Raw genomic sequence first — 16,929 nt, forward strand, 5'->3', positions numbered from 1 at the left:
AAACAACTGGCGGAAACTTACTTAATTTCCGGATTTTTAAACGGTATCGGTGCCCAGACTTCTGGCTTAGGTAATTGTTTCGGCATTTCATCCGAGGTCAGTATCCACACCTTATCAATATCACCGAAAGAATTCTCTGTGTAATTCACGATAATTTTCGGCGCATCCAGGGTGGCTGCCAGCACGATCAGATTATCCGTATTGTAAATGCGGCTGGACGGAGCGAGATGACGCGGTTTGTCATCCATGCGCACATCAGGATACGAGGACATATCGAGCACACCACGCAAGGCGTTAGGCGGGAACTGACGCTGTGTCACGCCTTGCGCAAAGACTAAGCATGTCAGACCTAACAAGGCCAGCAATAAACTAAGGCGTTGGCAAATTGTAGTCAGTAACATATTTATCACTTCATTCAAAGGTAAGAAACGGAAACACTATCGTTCCGGCAAAGCTTGAAAACTCAGGCCGTCACAGCACGATCAGTCTCGATCACACCGCAGCGACAGTTTTGAGCAAGTCCTGAAATAAAATAAAAAAATTCAAAGGAATCAATTACTTAAAGTATGAATCCAGATTCTGACAAGGGCGCAAGTTTACCACAGTCGTCAGCCCTTAGAGGGAATACCTGCCGCAGATCAACGGTCACCGCAAAATCTGGGATAATGTCGCAAAAATTGATGGATGACTGATGCATACCCGCTCTCCCCGCGCCGAAAAACGTGATTTTGATACCCGCCACTTCCGCCACGCTCTGTCTCAGTTTGCAACCGGTGTGACCGTTATAACCACCAGGCTGGCAAACGGGCAGTTCCTCGGTCTTACCGCCAGTTCGTTCAACTCCGTGTCACTCGAACCGCCACTGGTTTTATGGAGCCTGGCTAATGCTGCCAGCAGCATGCCAGTCTTCAGCGGTAATTCACACTATGTTGTTAACGTGCTGTCCGCTCAGCAAGCCTGGCTGGCAGAGCAGTTTGCCAGTCGCAAAACCGACAGGTTCGAGGGGGTCGAATACACCCTGTCACGTACCGGCCATCCGATACTGAAAGGTGCCTCGGCCTGGTTTGAATGTCATAACCGCAGCCGCTATCCCGAAGGGGATCATGTCATTTTTGTTGGCGAAGTTGAACATTGCGAATTCACCCAACAAGCGCCGCTGATTTTCCACGGTGGCCAGTTTATCCACGCTGGTTCTGAATAAGCCGCCATGTTGACAATCACATCCGACGTGATCGGTTATATCGCCGCCTGCCTGACCACCGGGGCATTTGTGCCGCAAGCCTGGCTGACCTGGCGACACAAACGTGCCGAAGGCGTGTCCACAGGCATGTACATCATCATGGTATGCGGCGTACTCATGTGGATGATCTACGGCATACTGTTACACGCCTGGCCCATCATTATTGCGAACGCGGTGACGCTGACGCTGGCGATGTTTATCCTGGCGATGAAAATCATCTATAAATAAACATCGCAATAATACTGAGCACGCTGACTGAGTATCGCTACCGATGCAATCAGATCAGGCGTGCAGAATTTTTTGCAAAACATCCCGCGAATCGAATGCTGCCCGCCGTAAGCGGTCATTCACGCCCTGCCATGCCTTATCCTGCGGTACAGCTTCCACCAGAATCAGATCCGCCTGCGCATGATCGAGTTCGCGCAAGCCAGCATACAAGTCATGGGCGTAACCAGCGGCATCAGCCGGTAGCTGACGCTCAGTCAGCGCGACGATTCCCGCATGTGGTTGATAACTGAGCAAGGCGATCGTTTTTCCTCTGGCCCGCAATTGCACAGCAACGTCATCGAGCTCGGCTGCAGCCACCTGTACCACTGGCGTTTGCGGCGCGTAATGTGCATCAAGTGTGCCGGAAGCACGCGGTGCAGCGGCATCCGGGCTGGCTGGCGTAACACCGAGCACCTCCGCTAACTGAGCGCTGCTGATCTGCCCGGGGCGCAGCAATACCGGGCCATGTGTCGCCAGACGGCTCAAATCAACAATCGTCGATTCAATCCCTACCTCACTCTGACCACCGTCAAGCACGGCAGCAATCAGGCCACCCGGTAAAATTTCCTGCGTAAATTCCTCGGTCACATGCTGTGCCAGCGTCGGGCTGACATGACCAAACTTGTTTGCCGAAGGAGCAGCAACGCCGCCTTTACCGTTTTTAAAAGCAAGTAATAATTGTTGCGCCACCGGATGCGAAGGACAGCGTATACCTACCGTATCCTGTCCACCGGAAACGGCATCGGGAATATGCTCAGCGCGCTTTAAAATCAGCGTCAGCGGTCCCGGCCAGAATGCGGCAATCAGTTGATCCGCTTCTTGCGGAATATCTTTTGCCCAATAACGGATATCGGCACCGGGAGCAACATGCACGATCACAGGATGATCCGATGGACGTCCCTTGGCTTTATAAATATCAGCGACTGCGGCCGGGTTTTCAGCATCGGCCCCGAGGCCATAGACGGTTTCAGTCGGAAATGCGACCAGACGGCCAGCCTCCAGTGCCAGTGCAGCGGCGGCAATTGCGTCCGGTGTTGATGCCACTACACTCATGCCTGCTCCGGTGCTGCCAGACCTAAAATAGCGCATGCCTGATGCAGTGCCGCTTTTGCTTCGGCCATCGTCGGCGCAACAAAAGTGACATGTCCCATCTTACGCCCGCGCCGTGCTTCCGCTTTGCCGTACAAATGAAGATGCGCACCCGGTATCGCCAGTATCTGATCCCAGGCAGGTTCACGTGGCGTGTCGCTGCTGCCGCTGAACCAGACGTCGCCGAGAATATTCAGCATCGCTGCGGGTGAATGCTGACGCACATCGCCCAGCGGTAACTGCGCAAGAGCACGTACCTGCTGTTCAAACTGGCTGGTATTACAGGCATCAATGGTGTAATGACCACTGTTATGCGGACGTGGTGCCATTTCGTTGACCACCAGACTGCCATCCGTCAGCACAAAAAATTCTATGCACAGCACGCCGACGTAACCAAGTTCTTCGATGATCGTCAGTGCGGCTTTTTGCGCAGCATCGGCGACTTCGGCAGACACGCTCGGACTCGGCGCCAGCGTCGTGAACAGGATGCCGTCGCGATGCACATTTTCAGCGATAGGATAAACAACGGCCTGACCATCCACGCCACGTGCGACCAGCACGGAAATTTCATAAGCCAGTGGCAGCATTTTTTCGAGCACACAGGCCTGACCACGCATGCTGACAAACGCTGCAGCCAGTTCTTCGCGGTTACGGACACGTGCCTGCCCTTTACCGTCATAACCGAGCCGTACGGTTTTTAAAATACCGGGCAATAAATCTTCTTTGGCACTATCGACATCTTCCCGGTGCGAAATACCCCAGTGCGGCGTCGGGAAAATACCGGTGCGCAGACTGCAACGGGTAAAGAAACGCTTTTCTATCAGCCTGTCCTGTGCAATCGACACGTAATCGCCGGAAGGGGAAACGAAACCGCCATGCGCCAGTTCTCTCATACTGTCAGCAGGGACGTTTTCGAATTCAGTCGAAATATGTTTCGTCAGCGCCAGCAATGCCTGCAAACCGTCGGCACTATCGTAATCTGCCTGCACGTGATGTTCGGCGACTTGTGCGGCAGGGCAACCAGCTTCCGGTTCCAGCACGGCAACCTTGTAACCCATGGCCTGTGCTGCATGCGCAAACATGCGTCCCAGCTGACCACCACCCATAATGCCGAGGCAGCTTTTATCTGTATTTGGTAACAGAGCTTGCCGCGGACGTACTTGTTTGTCGATATTCATGATGTCTGATGAAAGTGACGCGATGCCCGGGCATCGCCAACGATTACGGGAATAAAGAGGAGAAGTACATATACTCCCCCCTTAAAATACAAAAAAGCTGCTAACGTCAGCAAAAACAAAGGAGGAATATAAATACTCCCCCGGAGTATATAAAACACCTGATGATCACTGACAGAAACAACCAGGTTCAGGAGACTTAAAATAACTTCAGTACCCGGCGTCAACCTGCTCAGTAAACATCCGGCACAAAATCATGCCAGAACGTCACACAAGAGCAATGATGTCTTATCACATCTCCCTCGCAGCAACGCAGGCGATGAGCAATGTCAACACCTGACAGCATCCTCAGACCGGCAACACCATGTCGCGGGCAACCTGGGTTTGTTTAACGCGAAAATCGATCAGCTTTTGCGCCAATGCCTCATCGGTTGTCGCCAGCATCGCGACGGCTGCCAGCGCCGCATTCGCCGCGCCTGCTTCGCCGATCGCAAATGTCGCGACCGGTATGCCTTTTGGCATCTGCACGATCGACAGTAACGAATCTTCGCCACGCAGGTATTTGGATGGTACAGGCACACCAAATACCGGCACGATGGTTTTTGCTGCAATCATGCCTGGCAAATGCGCCGCGCCGCCAGCGCCCGCGATGATGGCGCGGATACCTCGTTCGCGTGCTGTCTCCGCATAACGGAACATTTCATCCGGCATGCGGTGTGCAGATACCACCTGCGCCTCAAACGGAATACCGAATTCCTTTAATATCGCGACGGCGTTTTGCATCACATCCCAATCGGAAGAGGAGCCCATCACGACGCCCACCACTGCTTTATTCACTTGCGTCATGTTATGCCTTCAAAGTCTCACCAGTCAGACGCTCCAGCGCTTCACGGTATTTCGCTGCAGTCTTCCGGATCACTTCTTCCGGTAATGCCGGTGCCGGTGCGGTTTTATTCCAGCTGGTAATAGTTTCCAGATAATCGCGTACAAATTGCTTATCAAACGATGGTGGCGAAATACCAGTCGCGTACGAATCTGCAGGCCAGAAACGGGAAGAATCCGCTGTCAGCACTTCGTCCATCAGGTGCAGAACACCATTGTCATCCAGACCGAATTCAAACTTGGTATCGGCAATAATAATGCCGCGCGTTGCTGCATAATCTGCCGCTTCAGTGTAAAGCTGAATACTGATATCGCGGATTTTTGCCGCCAGTTCTTTACCGATCAGTTCTTCGGTTTTGGCAAAACTGATGTTCTCATCATGCTCGCCCATTTCCGCTTTCGCCGCGGGCGTAAAAATCGGCGCTGGCAGCTTGGCTGCCTGTGGCAGACCCGCCGGCAAAGTAATACCGCAAATTGCGCCGGTTTCCTGATAATCCTTCCAGCCGGAACCAATGATATAACCACGTACCACGGCTTCCACCATGATTGGTTTCAGGCGTTTAGCGACGACCGAGCGACCGCGAACCTGTTCTACTTCATCGGCAGCCACCACACTCTCAGGCGCAATACCGGTCAGATGATTCGGCACGATATGTCCCAGTTTTTTAAACCAGAAATTCGCCATCTGATTCAGAACGCGGCCTTTATCCGGAATTGGCTCATTCATGATGACATCGAATGCCGATAAACGATCACTGGTCACAATCAGCAATTTATCGTCGCCGACAGCGTAGTTATCACGAACTTTGCCACGACCTAATAATGGCAGCGAATGAAGAGTGGAATGAATTTGGGTAGTCATGATTTTTTCAGCACCTCACGGTGCAACAATTTTGATTCAGCAAAAATGCGCAGGGCGCATACTCTGCGCCCTGAGATGTGACATCAGCTTAGTTGACGATTTGCGCCAGCGCGCCTTTTTTGTATTGCTCTGCAACTTTTTCGAGAGGCATAGGCTTGATCTTCGCCGCCTGACCTTCACAACCAAAGGCCAGATAACGCGCTTTACACACCAGTTTAGCGGCTTCGCGTGCTGGTTTCAGGTAATCACGCGGATCAAATTTGCCCGGATTTTCAAACATGTAACGACGAATCGCACCTGTCATCGCCAGACGAATGTCGGTATCGATATTAATTTTGCGCACGCCGTTCTGGATGCCGATAACGATTTCTTCCACTGGCACGCCATAGGTCTCTTTCATGTCGCCGCCAAACTGACGGATTTCTTCGAGCAATTCTTGTGGTACGGAAGACGAACCGTGCATCACCAGATGAGTGTTAGGAATGCGGGCGTGGATTTCTTTGATGCGGTCTATCGCCAGAATATCGCCGGTTGGCTTGCGCGAGAATTTATACGCGCCGTGTGATGTACCGATCGCAATCGCGAGTGCATCACATTGAGTTTGTTTCACGAAATCAGCGGCCTGCTGTACGTCTGTCAGCAATTGTTCACGCGTCATTTTGCCATCAGCACCATGACCATCTTCCTTGTCGCCCATCATGGTTTCGAGTGAACCGAGCACGCCGAGTTCGGCTTCGACAGTCACACCGATAGAGTGAGAAAATTTCACCACTTCGCGCGACACTTCCACGTTGTATTCGTAGCTGGCAACTGACTTACCATCTTCCATCAGCGAGCCATCCATCATCACAGAAGTGAAGCCGGATTTAATTGCCGCCATACACACAGCTGGCGATTGTCCGTGATCCTGATGCATGACCACAGGAATATGCGGATACGCTTCAACCGCAGCTTCGATCAGGTGGCGCAGGAATGCTTCACCGGCATACTTACGGGCACCGGCAGAAGCTTGCATGATCACCGGCGCACCGACTTCATTGGCGGCTTCCATAATCGCGGTAACTTGTTCCAGATTATTGACGTTGAACGCAGGCAAACCGTAGCCGTTTTCGGCGGCGTGGTCCAGCAATTGACGCATGGATACGAGAGGCATAATTAACTCCAGAAGTACTATTAAAAAATTTAACCTGACAAACTCAGTTGTCGCCGACTTTCACTATTTTCATTGCGTTCGTGCCACCAACCTGTCCCATAGGTTCGCCCCAGGTCACGACGATCTTATCGCCCTGACTGACAAAACCTTTTTTCAGCAATACAGCTTCTGCCGCTTTCAACACCGCATCACGATCGGTCGAATACGGCGAATTGAAGGTACTGACATTACGGTACAGCGCGACTTTACGCTGGGTGACAATACTTGGTGTCAGCGCAAACAAAGGCACATTAATACTGTGGCGGCTCATCCATAAAGCCGTCGAGCCAGACTCTGTTAAAGCAACGATGGCTTTAACGCCCAGATGATGCGCGGTAAACAAAGCACCATAAGCAATCGACTGATCAATACGGGTGAACGCCAGATTCATAAAATCGGAATCGAGCTTGGATTCCTGAAATTTCTCGGCATCAAGACAAATGGCCGACATGGCTTCCACTGTCTCGACCGGGTATTTACCTGAAGCCGTTTCGGCCGATGCCATCACGGCATCAGTGCCATCCAGTACCGCATTGGCGACGTCGGACACTTCCGCACGCGTCGGCACCGCATTCACGATCATGGATTCCATCATCTGGGTCGCGGTAATCGCCAGTTTATTTGACGCGCGCGCCATCTTGATCATACGTTTTTGCAGCGCAGGCACAGCGGCATTACCGACTTCGACCGCCAGATCACCGCGCGCGACCATGATGCCATCGGATGCATCGAGAATTTCCTGCAACAACGGGATCGCCTCTGATCGCTCTATTTTGGCGATCATCATCGGCTTGTGATTATAGGCTTCGCCAGCGATGTTCGATAAATGCCGCGCCATTTCCATATCTGTCGCATTTTTAGGAAAGGAAACGGCGACGTAATCGGCCTGAAAGGACATCGCTGTCTTGATGTCTTCCATGTCTTTCACCGTCAGCGCAGGTGCAGTCAGACCGCCGCCCTGACGATTGATTCCTTTGTTGTTCGACAGCTCACCACCAATCTTCACGATGGTATGAATCTCGTTACCAGCAATCCGTTCCACCTGCAGCACGATCAGGCCGTCGTTGAGCAGCAAAATATCACCCGCGCGGACGTCGCGCGGCAAGGCTTTGTAGTCCAGGCCGACACGCTCCTGATTGCCAAGGCTGCAGTCGGCATCCAGTATGAACCGGTCACCTTCGGCAAGCTCAATACGCGTGTTTTCAAACTTGCCGATACGGATTTTAGGCCCCTGCAGATCAGCCATGATCGCGACTTCACAGCCACATTCAGCCGCAGCCTGACGCACCATCGCAGCCCGGTCAATATGATCCTGCGCCTTACCATGAGAAAAATTCAGGCGCACAACATTCACGCCTGCCTTGATCATGCGTCTGAGAGTCGCCACATCATTAGACGCGGGGCCTATCGTAGCGACTATCTTGGTTGCACGCAGCATCTGGTCTCCTGAACTCTATTTTTATAAGATGAAGCTTAAATGACGATCAACGTCAACAGCAAAGACATTACTTATTTCGCGGCACGTTGCAGCAGTATTTCAACCGCTGGTAAAGTCTTGCCTTCCAAAAACTCAAGGAACGCACCACCACCGGTAGAAATATAACCAACGCGATCTGCTATGTCGTATTTTGCAATGGCTGCCAGTGTATCTCCACCGCCGGCAATCGAGAACCCGGCTGAATCCGCAATGGCCTGCGCCAATACCTTAGTACCGTTGCCGAACTGATCGAATTCAAATACGCCGACCGGGCCGTTCCAGACGATGGTTCCGGACTTTTTAATCTGCTCAGCCAGCAAGGCTGCAGTCGCAGGGCCGATATCCAGAATCATGTCATCATCGGCGACATCAGCAACGGCTTTTACCGTCGCCGCTGCGGTCGGTGAGAATTCTTTTGCACACACTACATCGGTAGGAATAGGAACGGAAGCGCCACGTTTCGCCATCATATCGATGATGGCTTTGGCTTCTTCGACCAGATCAGCTTCCGCCAGAGATTTACCAATTTTCAGACCAGAAGCAAGCATAAAGGTATTTGCAATACCGCCGCCGACGATCAGGTTATCAACTTTATCTGCGAGCGATTTGAGGATAGTCAGCTTACTCGATACTTTGGAGCCTGCCACGATCGCAACAAGCGGGCGTGCCGGATGACCCAGCGCTTTACCCAACGCATCTAACTCTGCTGACAACAAAGGACCAGCACAGGCAATCGGCGCAAATTTTGCAATGCCATGCGTTGTTGCTTCGGCGCGGTGAGCAGTACCGAATGCATCGTTCACATAGACATCGCACAACGCTGCCATTTTCTGCGCCAGCGCATCGTCATTTTTCTTTTCGCCTTTATTGACGCGGCAGTTTTCCAGTAATACCACCTGGCCAGGAGCAACCTCAACACCGTCTAACCAGTTTTGCTTCAGCGTCACAGGCACGCCCAGCAATTCCGACAAGCGCACGGCAACGGGTGCCAGCGTGTCTTCCGGTTTGAATTCACCTTCGGTCGGGCGCCCGAGATGGGATGTCACCATGACAGCTGCACCGGCTTTCAACGCCTGTTCTATGGCAGGCACAGAAGCGCGGATACGCGTATCTTCAGTGATATGCCCGTTATCGTCTTGTGGCACATTGAGATCGGCACGGATAAAAACACGTTTGCCTTGAAGCTGATTAGCGGCGATCAGATCGCTGAGTCGGTTGAATTGCATCGTAGTCTATGGGGGCAAAGTTAAAAAGCAGTCTGCCGGCCAGCGCAGCCAACGATGAGAAATGTAGTCCTTCACTGTTGACCATCCGTATTGTTGCTGACGCGGAATAAACCGCTATTTTACCAAAGCCCCAGCGCCTGCCACAGCGTTTTCAGGGTGAATTGCATGCATACCAGTGATGTCTGCACAAATTCAGAGATAAAGCCGTGCCAGCGTGAATACCAGCATGCCAAAAATAATGGTTTGCAGCATATCTTTGCGGATCAGAAAGAAGGCTGTGGCGAACACTCCGGCGATCAGACGCGGATTATGCCAGCCGACGTCCACCTGCGCCTCGGTCAGTAGCAAATCCGGCACGATGATCGCCGCCAGCGCACAGGCAGGTGCGTAGCGCAGGGCTTCCTGTACGCGCTTGGGTAATTGAACTCGGTTTCCTGCCAGCCAGAAACTGCTTCTGGCGATAAAGGTTGCCAGAAACAATAAGAAAATAACCAGCCAGATATCAAGGGCGCTCATTGCTTGCCTTCTCCATTTTGTCGGTCACGACGTGATTCACTCCATTCTTCGACCAACATTGCTATTCCCATGCCAATCACCACTGCGAGTAAAAGCCCCAGCTTGTATGGCATACCAAATGCGAGTATTGCCACGACACCGGCCACCAGCACCCCTGCTGCTGCGGCGCGGTTCATCGTCAGCGGCAGCATGATGCAGAGTATCGCCAGTGTGCCCGCGAAGCCCAGTCCCCAGCTTGCCGGTACCTGACTACCGAGCAGAACGCCGATCACCGAACCGAGCTGCCACGCAGTCCAGTTGGGAAAAATAAGTCCCTTCAGATAAGCAAGCTTTCCTTTTGCATCGGCAAATTCAGGAAAACGCTGTATGAACAAAGTAACGGAAAAATCACCGGATAAATACCCTAGCCAGGCGCGGGTGCGCCACGGCAGATGAGAAAAATGCGGAGACAAGAGCGCTGAAAAAATCACAAACCGCAAATTCACCACCAGGGCAGTAACAAAAATCACCCATAACGGCGCATGCGCCGCAATCAGTGGCAGCGACGACAGCTGTGCCGAACCAGCGAAGACAATCAGCGTCATTCCCAGAGCCTGCGGCACGGTCAGTCCCGCCTTAATCATCGCGACACCGACCACCAGCCCCCATGCACCGACACCGAACCAGGTGGGCGCGCCCACTTTCAGCGCTGCCTTGGTCGCAGCTTGATCAGATTCAAATGACATGAGATTTTTTGCAATAGAAAAGTCCGCGATTTTACCGTTGAATCAAAAAGCACGCTGATCAGGCGACAGTAAGCTACCGGAATCCGTTAAAATTCTTATCTGCCGTTTTAACTTTATGGAATCATCATGACCACATCTACCACCGCGAATAACGTTGTCGAGCTGCAAGCCAAAGATTTGCCAGCCTACTGCCCGAATCCTGCTATGCCGCTCTGGTCCTCGCATCCCCGTGTTTTCCTGGACTTATCCCACGGCGGCTCGGCTACCTGCTCCTACTGCGGTACCCAATATAAGTTAGCGCCGGGCACCGTCGTCAAAGGACATTGATTGACTCACGTCTATGCCAGCCAAAAAGCAATTTAACGGCACCCCGGAGGAAGCAGAGGCGGCATTTTATGCTGCCCTCGCCCGCGCCGACCTCGATGCACTGATGGCGCTGTGGGCTGACGACGAAGAAATCGTCTGCATCCATCCCGGTGCGCCGCGTCTGATAGGACATGCTGCAATACGTGCTTCTTTCGAAGCTATTTTTGAACGAGGCAGTGTGCAGCTTCATACGACACAACTGCATGCTACGCATAACATGATGACCGCTGTGCACAGCGTGATTGAGGAAACAGACAAGACCAGTGACAACATGCCGGACATCCATATTCTGGCGACCAACGTTTATCTTAAAACTCCGCACGGCTGGCGCATCACTATGCATCATGTGTCGGTTGCTGCAGGCAAAGCACCACTGGATTTATTTAAAGCCAGTGTTCTGCATTGAAACTGATTGACCTATTGCGATGAAATATCTGGCTCCTGCCTGGCTACCCGGTGGTCATTTGCAAACAATTTATCCCGCCAAATGCATCCGCAAGCCAGCGGTAAGCTTCCGCCGGGAACGCTGGCAAACACCAGACCAGGATTTCATCGACGTTGATTTTGTTGATGGAAAACCGGGACAAGCTTTCGTTGTATTGTTTCACGGACTCGAAGGATCGAGCGACAGCCACTATGCCCGCGCATTGATGGCGGCTATTCAGGCACGCGGCTGGTCAGGAGCAATTCCGCATTTCCGCGGCTGTTCAGGTGAGCTGAATCAGGCGCCACGCTTTTACCATTCTGGCGATGCTGAAGAGCTTGACTGGATCATTCGCCGCCTGCATGCACAACATTCGGCAACCAATGGAGCAGCGCAGTTTTTTGCTGCCGGCGTATCGCTGGGCGGTAATGCCTTATTGCGCTGGATCGGCGAATCGCAGCAACAGGCAACAATCGTAGATGCTGCCTGTGCCGTTTCTGCACCATTAGATCTGGCACAAGGCGGTGCTTCATTATCAAGCGGCATCAACATGCTGTACACCCGTATGTTTTTAAAAACATTGAAGCCGAAATGTATGCTCAAGCTGGAGCAATTTCCGGGGTTGTTTGATCGAAATCGCTTACTTGAAGCAAAAAATTTATACGAATTTGATAATGTCGTTACCGCCCCTTTACATGGTTATCTGGATACTGACGATTATTGGTATCGCGCCAGTGCAAAACACGTGCTGAACGACATTACGATTCCCACGCTGGTGCTGAACGCAAAAAATGATCCTTTTCTTCCCGGACGGTACCTGCCGCTGACTGCAGCAAAATGTGTGCAGCTCGACTATCCTGAGCATGGTGGCCACGTAGGCTTCGTCAGCGGAAATATCCCCGGTCAGCTTGACTGGCTGCCGCAGAAAATCCTTCACTTTTTTGACCAGGCAACACATGGATGACATCGTCAAAGCAGCCATCGCAAAATGGCCTAATGTTCCGGCTTGTTATGGCTGGCTGGCACTCGATGCACGCGGTAACTGGCGTATGCGTGACGCACGCTGCCAGGCACTCAATCTGCCGGGCGACATCATCCGCCACCCCAGCTTGTTAAGTTTTATCAACCGTAATTATCAGCACGATGACAAAGGTCAGTGGTATTTCCAGAATGGCCCGCAGAAAGTGTATGTAGATCTGGCAGCAACCCCGTACATTGCCCGTACATCCGCGACCGGATTCACGCTGCACACGGGAGATACGCTGCCGCTGCCAGATGCTGCGTTTTTTAATTCAGAAGGAAATCTGATCCTCCGGTCGAATACGATACTGGCGCAATTAGACGACCGTGACCTCGCAGAGGTGAGCGGTTATTTGTATGAAAACAAGCGGCTGCTGAATGACGACGAGTTCATGGAATGGCTGGAGCGGACAAACCAGAGCAATAGCAACCCACAACTTATGTGGCGTTATCAAGGAAAAAGCGACTACGCGATTCCTGTCGCAAAGAATGAACTCGCAGACTTAATGCTGACGCTGGGTTTCCAATCTCATCCTGCAGCTGACCATCCATCTGCATGATCGCTTTACGCACCTACTTGCGCTTGCGTTCTTCAGCCAGCTCTTCTTTGTGCTGCTCTTTCCATTCCCGTTCGCGCGCATCAATCACTGATAATTCGTAGTATTGCGCATCCTTCTCATTTCTGGCGATATCAAGTTGCTGTATCGCTGCCGACCAACTGCCCTGAATCGCATAGGCTTCGGCCAGAGCGATATGTTGCAGGGCTTGTTTTCCCTGAGCGGCGTATACTTTGGCCAGCAAATTCTGGAGTTTTGCATCCTGCCGGTACATCACCAGCTGATCCCTCAGGTAGGTTCCGGCGGTCTCATATTTCTTGGCAGATAACAATGCCTCAACATATTGGTACACCAGCCCACGCGACAAGGGTAACTGCTGTATTGCCTTTTCTGCACTCGCTGCCGCCTGCTCAAACTGTTTGCTTCCCAACAGAATATCGATCTCCAGACTGGGGAACATGCTGCCGGTATTTAATGTATTTTTGTTCGCGTGCGATTTTTCCAGCCGGGTCCGCGCTTGCTCCAGTAAAACTCCGGCCTTCGCAAAATCCATCTGTTTAAAAGCAACAAATGCAAGTCCGTAAGCACCAGCAATTTTGTCCTCTTCTTTCTCAGATCTGATTTGCGTATCGAAAAACACTTTGGCATCCATCAGACCTTGTATGGTCGGATCCTGCAGCACACGTATGCGTGCCTTGGTCAGATAGAACTCCAGACTGTCGGCGCGCTGTCGGTAGCGCTGATCGAGCATTCTCGCCTGTATATCGGCGATACGCTCGCTGGTTAAAGGATGGCTGCGCAAATAGGCTGGGGCATTATCGGTGTAGTTACGCATCGAAGCTTGTAAGCGGCCAAAAAAACTGACCATGCCTGCCGTATCAAAACCACTGTCATTTAAAATCTGAAAACCAACCCGGTCTGCCTCACGCTCTGCTTCACGACTGAAATTGAGTTGACGCTGTATTGCCAGCCCCTGCCCCCCCATGGCTACAGCCATCGCCGCATCAGGACTGGTGCGCGCAGCAAGCACGGCCAGCGCCAGAGCGGCCAGCGGAATAAAAGAGTCAAATTTCTGACTCGTGAGCATGCGGGCGATGTGGCGTTGTGCGACATGTCCGATTTCATGCCCCATAACTGATGCCAGTTCGGACTCCGATTGCGCGGCCAAAATCAAGCCGGAGTGAAAGCCGATAAAACCACCCGGAAATGCAAATGCATTTAACACCGGATCACGTACCGCGAAAAACTCAAAATCATAGGTCGTCTCCCCCCTCGCATCAGGACGCGCTTCCAGCATCTTATTGCCTAACCGGTTCAGATAATCAGAAACAGGCCCATCTTCCATGAAATCCGGATCACGCCGGACACTGTTCATGATTTGTTCACCTAATTTGCGCTCCATGAGTGGCGACAAATCCTCACGGGAAGTGTCACCCAAAGTAGGTAGATTTTGCGCCTCTGCTGCTGGTGATGCGAACGGAACCGGCGATAATGCAACGAAAGCCAGCAAGCCGTAAGAGAACAGCTTTTTCTTCATGAGGTTCTTTTTTGATTCTGCGGTGCTATCATGACCCGCTGATGGAAACACTCCGAATATCTTCAACTTTTCACCCTAAATATGACTACTGAAGCCCCGAATTCCGGTCTGACACATTTTAACCAAACAGGTCAGGCACATATGGTCGACGTCGCAGAAAAAAAAGACACGCATCGTATTGCCATCGCGGCAGGGAATATACGAATGAAACCAGAGACGCTCGCCATTATTCAGCAAGGGTCTGCCAAAAAAGGCGATGTACTCGGGATCGCACGTATTGCGGCAATTATGGCAGCAAAACGAACCAGCGACCTGATCCCACTATGCCATCCACTGGCGCTGACCCGTGTCAACGTCGATTTTAACATTGCAGAAAAAACATCTTCGGTTGAATGTATTGTTCAGGTCGAAACCTTAGGAAAAACCGGCGTTGAAATGGAAGCGCTCACCGCCACGCAAATCGGCTTACTGACGATTTATGATATGTGCAAGGCAGTGGATCGTGGCATGGTGATCAGCGACGTCCGTGTACTTGAAAAACACGGTGGAAAGTCAGGCGATTGGGTGAGTCTGGCAGACCAACCGGTATAAGAGTCGCGATGCTCACGGCGCATCGCGCCTTGGCATATTCACAAAAACATCGCGATATCGCACATCAATATTGCCTTTTGCTTTCCAATAATCAAAATATTCGGGATAAAGATCTGGATGTAAGCGCTGCAAGGTTTGCATCATCCGTTCTGCTTTTTTGGGAGAACCATTCAGGACATAAATCTCAGCCATTTTATTTAAGATATGCACAAAGCCGAAACGAGGAGTCCAATGCTCTGCATAGGCGATTGTCTCTGCGGACATACCTTCTGCTGGCTCTGTCTTCATTAACTTAAAATAAGCGAAAAACTGTGGAAAGAGAGTGAACTCAGGCTGTTCCAACGCATGCAAATCGACCTTGGTACCTGACTGTTCCCATCGCAGAACGTTAAATCCTTTCACCACGCGCTGATAATCCCAGGTGACGGCTCCCATGAAAAAGACTGCCAACGCCACAACCGGAGTAATCAGTGCTTTCGGAAGCATAACGCCCCCTTCCGGCCAGCGCATCTGATGTAACATGCCCATCAATATCGCCGTCGGGAACAACACGTATCCATACCATAGAGGAAACTCAACCAGACTGTGAACAAACACCCCAATCAGACACAGAACAGCAAACTGTCTCGCTGACGTCTTTACCGGTTGCAGACCAGCGCGATAAAACCACCAGGCCAGACCGACAAAAACCAACACCGTCAAAGGCCAGCCTAATTCCGCAGCAAAATTCAGCACAATGTTATGCGCATGCTCAGCATAAGTGGACGACGGAAAATCTGCCGCAATACTCACCTGTGCCGGACCAAAGCCACTCCAGCCAACACCAGACCAAGGATGATGAGCCGCCATTGACCAGGCTTGCCTCCATAAACCCATGCGCTCGGATCTACCGCCGACATGCTCCGCTACTGAGCCACCTGAGAAACCGAAATGACTGATGATGAAAGACAAGCTAAACACCATCAGAAAATAGACCACTGGCAATAATATTAAAATCACCTTAGGTATCTGTTGACCGTTTTCTGCAATCTGCGTCTTCCAGATATAGAAACAAAACAGCGGCAGAATGATCCAGCCGATTCTCGATTGCGTCAACACTAAGCCAATGATCAGTACGCCAGTGCCTGCAACAGCCAACCCCTTGCTTATTTTCATTCTGCTATACAAGAACCATGTCGATGCAAGCGCAAAACAGAGCATGAGCGCCAACTGATTAGGCTGCGCGACATTCGCGTACGGACGGGGGAAAAAGACCGCTTTAGGGATGAACATCACCAGCGTGTCGATACGCAAACCAGTCACTTGCACAATCTGCATCGCAACGGAGAGCAATCCTGCGACAAGGTAAGCATAAGCAAACGCAAGACATAATTTTTCCGCCAGTTCTCTTTCTGCAGATAAAGAAGCTCCGACAGAATAAGCAAAAGGAAGTAAAAGCAAATACAAAGAAGGAATCAACAAGTCTTCAATATCCTGCGAATTCCCGAAAAAAAACTGGCAAAAAATAGCGACTACAATGCCCGTGCTGATCAGGCATAGTCCACTGAAACGCAGCTTCAGTTGCTCATTCAAAGATAAGCTGAATATGGTCAACAACAGGCCAAGAATGACAATGGCATCCTGATAAAACGTGCGTAAAGGATGTATATGAATTGGTAACAGGTAAGAAAAAGCGATACTCATCCCGAGAATCGCATAATTAATATTATTTTTATTTGACATTAGCGTCCCTGGAACCAGGCTTCAGTTTCAGCCAGACATGAAGTCTGCCGCATCTATAAAT

General features: G+C 51.4%; 19 protein-coding genes. 7 read left to right on the plus strand and 12 right to left on the minus strand.

The genetic code is table 11. From position 1 onward, the window contains the following. Positions 1-17: 17 nt before the first annotated feature. Complete coding sequence (locus tag ACPAOP_RS00080; RefSeq protein ID WP_423708859.1) at positions 18-401, minus strand: hypothetical protein; 384 nt, start codon at positions 399-401, stop codon at positions 18-20. A gap of 290 nt (positions 402-691) precedes the next feature. Between ACPAOP_RS00080 and ACPAOP_RS00085 the strand changes: the two genes are divergently transcribed. Together ACPAOP_RS00085 and ACPAOP_RS00090 are read left to right on the plus strand one after the other, a co-directional pair. Continuing rightward, a complete protein-coding gene (locus ACPAOP_RS00085; RefSeq protein WP_423708860.1) occupies positions 692-1,201 on the plus strand; it encodes a flavin reductase family protein in 510 nt (169 codons plus the stop codon). A gap of 6 nt (positions 1,202-1,207) precedes the next feature. Continuing rightward, complete coding sequence (locus ACPAOP_RS00090) at positions 1,208-1,468, plus strand: SemiSWEET transporter (RefSeq protein WP_423680966.1); 261 nt, start codon at positions 1,208-1,210, stop codon at positions 1,466-1,468. Positions 1,469-1,522: 54 nt separating this feature from the next. Here ACPAOP_RS00090 and ACPAOP_RS00095 read toward each other — a convergent pair whose 3' ends face one another. From ACPAOP_RS00095 to ACPAOP_RS00135, 9 genes are all read right to left on the minus strand, one after another. Next, positions 1,523-2,560 (minus strand): L-threonylcarbamoyladenylate synthase, encoded by a 1,038-nt coding sequence (locus tag ACPAOP_RS00095; protein ID WP_423708861.1) that lies wholly within the window; start codon positions 2,558-2,560, stop codon positions 1,523-1,525. After that, complete coding sequence (locus ACPAOP_RS00100) at positions 2,557-3,774, minus strand: 5-(carboxyamino)imidazole ribonucleotide synthase (protein ID WP_423708862.1); 1,218 nt, start codon at positions 3,772-3,774, stop codon at positions 2,557-2,559. Before ACPAOP_RS00100 ends, ACPAOP_RS00095 begins: the two co-directional genes overlap by 4 nt. Positions 3,775-4,119: 345 nt before the next feature. After that, positions 4,120-4,617 carry a 5-(carboxyamino)imidazole ribonucleotide mutase gene (gene purE, locus ACPAOP_RS00105; protein WP_186896536.1) on the minus strand — a complete coding sequence of 166 codons (498 nt, stop codon included), beginning with the start codon at positions 4,615-4,617 and terminating at the stop codon, positions 4,120-4,122. Position 4,618: 1 nt separating this feature from the next. Then, the gene (locus ACPAOP_RS00110; RefSeq protein ID WP_423708863.1) at positions 4,619-5,515 is read right to left on the minus strand and encodes a phosphoribosylaminoimidazolesuccinocarboxamide synthase; all 897 of its coding nucleotides are present in this window, start codon (positions 5,513-5,515) and stop codon (positions 4,619-4,621) included. A gap of 88 nt (positions 5,516-5,603) precedes the next feature. Beyond that, a complete protein-coding gene (fba, locus tag ACPAOP_RS00115) occupies positions 5,604-6,668 on the minus strand; it encodes a class II fructose-bisphosphate aldolase (protein ID WP_423680960.1) in 1,065 nt (354 codons plus the stop codon). A 43-nt stretch (positions 6,669-6,711) separates the two neighbouring features. Further along, positions 6,712-8,145: a pyruvate kinase gene (gene pyk / locus ACPAOP_RS00120; RefSeq protein WP_423708864.1), complete on the minus strand. Its 1,434-nt coding sequence runs from the start codon at positions 8,143-8,145 to the stop codon at positions 6,712-6,714. A 71-nt stretch (positions 8,146-8,216) separates the two neighbouring features. Next, positions 8,217-9,410: a phosphoglycerate kinase gene (locus ACPAOP_RS00125; RefSeq protein ID WP_423708865.1), complete on the minus strand. Its 1,194-nt coding sequence runs from the start codon at positions 9,408-9,410 to the stop codon at positions 8,217-8,219. Between the two features lie 192 nt (positions 9,411-9,602). Further along, the gene (locus ACPAOP_RS00130) at positions 9,603-9,926 is read right to left on the minus strand and encodes an AzlD domain-containing protein (protein ID WP_423680957.1); all 324 of its coding nucleotides are present in this window, start codon (positions 9,924-9,926) and stop codon (positions 9,603-9,605) included. Continuing rightward, complete coding sequence (locus ACPAOP_RS00135) at positions 9,923-10,651, minus strand: AzlC family ABC transporter permease (protein WP_423708866.1); 729 nt, start codon at positions 10,649-10,651, stop codon at positions 9,923-9,925. The genes ACPAOP_RS00130 and ACPAOP_RS00135 overlap by 4 nt, the downstream gene beginning before the upstream one ends. Before the next feature lie 126 nt (positions 10,652-10,777). Here ACPAOP_RS00135 and ACPAOP_RS00140 point away from each other — a divergent pair, with 126 nt between their 5' ends. From ACPAOP_RS00140 to ACPAOP_RS00155, 4 genes are read left to right on the plus strand one after another with little or no spacing between them, the layout of a single operon-like run. Next, positions 10,778-10,978, plus strand: a complete 201-nt coding sequence (locus ACPAOP_RS00140; protein WP_423680954.1) for a zinc-finger domain-containing protein — start codon at positions 10,778-10,780, stop codon at positions 10,976-10,978. Positions 10,979-10,991: 13 nt separating this feature from the next. Continuing rightward, positions 10,992-11,423 (plus strand): YybH family protein, encoded by a 432-nt coding sequence (locus ACPAOP_RS00145; protein WP_423708867.1) that lies wholly within the window; start codon positions 10,992-10,994, stop codon positions 11,421-11,423. Positions 11,424-11,442: 19 nt separating this feature from the next. After that, positions 11,443-12,405 (plus strand): YheT family hydrolase, encoded by a 963-nt coding sequence (locus ACPAOP_RS00150; protein WP_423708868.1) that lies wholly within the window; start codon positions 11,443-11,445, stop codon positions 12,403-12,405. After that, positions 12,398-13,021: a DUF2946 family protein gene (locus ACPAOP_RS00155; protein WP_423708869.1), complete on the plus strand. Its 624-nt coding sequence runs from the start codon at positions 12,398-12,400 to the stop codon at positions 13,019-13,021. The genes ACPAOP_RS00150 and ACPAOP_RS00155 overlap by 8 nt, the downstream gene beginning before the upstream one ends. Positions 13,022-13,034: 13 nt before the next feature. On the opposite strand, the gene ACPAOP_RS00160 is transcribed toward ACPAOP_RS00155, so the two are convergent. Next, a complete protein-coding gene (locus tag ACPAOP_RS00160; protein ID WP_423708870.1) occupies positions 13,035-14,555 on the minus strand; it encodes a M48 family metalloprotease in 1,521 nt (506 codons plus the stop codon). Between the two features lie 81 nt (positions 14,556-14,636). On the opposite strand from ACPAOP_RS00160, the gene moaC reads away from it, so the two are divergent. Continuing rightward, positions 14,637-15,146 carry a cyclic pyranopterin monophosphate synthase MoaC gene (gene moaC, locus ACPAOP_RS00165; RefSeq protein ID WP_423680949.1) on the plus strand — a complete coding sequence of 170 codons (510 nt, stop codon included), beginning with the start codon at positions 14,637-14,639 and terminating at the stop codon, positions 15,144-15,146. 12 nt (positions 15,147-15,158) lie between these two features. Here moaC and ACPAOP_RS00170 read toward each other — a convergent pair whose 3' ends face one another. After that, positions 15,159-16,868 (minus strand): Wzy polymerase domain-containing protein, encoded by a 1,710-nt coding sequence (locus ACPAOP_RS00170; protein ID WP_423708871.1) that lies wholly within the window; start codon positions 16,866-16,868, stop codon positions 15,159-15,161. Between the last annotated feature and the right edge of the window lie 61 nt (positions 16,869-16,929).

The organism is Undibacterium sp. WLX3042 (genome assembly GCF_049544825.1).
Taxonomy (GTDB): domain Bacteria; phylum Pseudomonadota; class Gammaproteobacteria; order Burkholderiales; family Burkholderiaceae_D; genus Undibacterium.

Excerpts from the sequence above, each read along its gene's own strand:
- ACPAOP_RS00080 (WP_423708859.1), bottom strand. The coding sequence starts at position 401 with ATGTTACTGACTACAATTTGCCAACGCCTTAGTTTATTGCTGGCCTTG.
- ACPAOP_RS00085 (WP_423708860.1), top strand. The coding sequence starts at position 692 with ATGCATACCCGCTCTCCCCGCGCCGAAAAACGTGATTTTGATACCCGC.
- ACPAOP_RS00090 (WP_423680966.1), top strand. The coding sequence starts at position 1,208 with ATGTTGACAATCACATCCGACGTGATCGGTTATATCGCCGCCTGCCTG.
- ACPAOP_RS00095 (WP_423708861.1), bottom strand. The coding sequence starts at position 2,560 with ATGAGTGTAGTGGCATCAACACCGGACGCAATTGCCGCCGCTGCACTG.
- ACPAOP_RS00100 (WP_423708862.1), bottom strand. The coding sequence starts at position 3,774 with ATGAATATCGACAAACAAGTACGTCCGCGGCAAGCTCTGTTACCAAAT.
- purE (WP_186896536.1), bottom strand. The coding sequence starts at position 4,617 with ATGACGCAAGTGAATAAAGCAGTGGTGGGCGTCGTGATGGGCTCCTCT.
- ACPAOP_RS00110 (WP_423708863.1), bottom strand. The coding sequence starts at position 5,515 with ATGACTACCCAAATTCATTCCACTCTTCATTCGCTGCCATTATTAGGT.
- fba (WP_423680960.1), bottom strand. The coding sequence starts at position 6,668 with ATGCCTCTCGTATCCATGCGTCAATTGCTGGACCACGCCGCCGAAAAC.
- pyk (WP_423708864.1), bottom strand. The coding sequence starts at position 8,145 with ATGCTGCGTGCAACCAAGATAGTCGCTACGATAGGCCCCGCGTCTAAT.
- ACPAOP_RS00125 (WP_423708865.1), bottom strand. The coding sequence starts at position 9,410 with ATGCAATTCAACCGACTCAGCGATCTGATCGCCGCTAATCAGCTTCAA.
- ACPAOP_RS00130 (WP_423680957.1), bottom strand. The coding sequence starts at position 9,926 with ATGAGCGCCCTTGATATCTGGCTGGTTATTTTCTTATTGTTTCTGGCA.
- ACPAOP_RS00135 (WP_423708866.1), bottom strand. The coding sequence starts at position 10,651 with ATGTCATTTGAATCTGATCAAGCTGCGACCAAGGCAGCGCTGAAAGTG.
- ACPAOP_RS00140 (WP_423680954.1), top strand. The coding sequence starts at position 10,778 with ATGACCACATCTACCACCGCGAATAACGTTGTCGAGCTGCAAGCCAAA.
- ACPAOP_RS00145 (WP_423708867.1), top strand. The coding sequence starts at position 10,992 with ATGCCAGCCAAAAAGCAATTTAACGGCACCCCGGAGGAAGCAGAGGCG.
- ACPAOP_RS00150 (WP_423708868.1), top strand. The coding sequence starts at position 11,443 with ATGAAATATCTGGCTCCTGCCTGGCTACCCGGTGGTCATTTGCAAACA.
- ACPAOP_RS00155 (WP_423708869.1), top strand. The coding sequence starts at position 12,398 with ATGGATGACATCGTCAAAGCAGCCATCGCAAAATGGCCTAATGTTCCG.
- ACPAOP_RS00160 (WP_423708870.1), bottom strand. The coding sequence starts at position 14,555 with ATGAAGAAAAAGCTGTTCTCTTACGGCTTGCTGGCTTTCGTTGCATTA.
- moaC (WP_423680949.1), top strand. The coding sequence starts at position 14,637 with ATGACTACTGAAGCCCCGAATTCCGGTCTGACACATTTTAACCAAACA.
- ACPAOP_RS00170 (WP_423708871.1), bottom strand. The coding sequence starts at position 16,868 with ATGTCAAATAAAAATAATATTAATTATGCGATTCTCGGGATGAGTATC.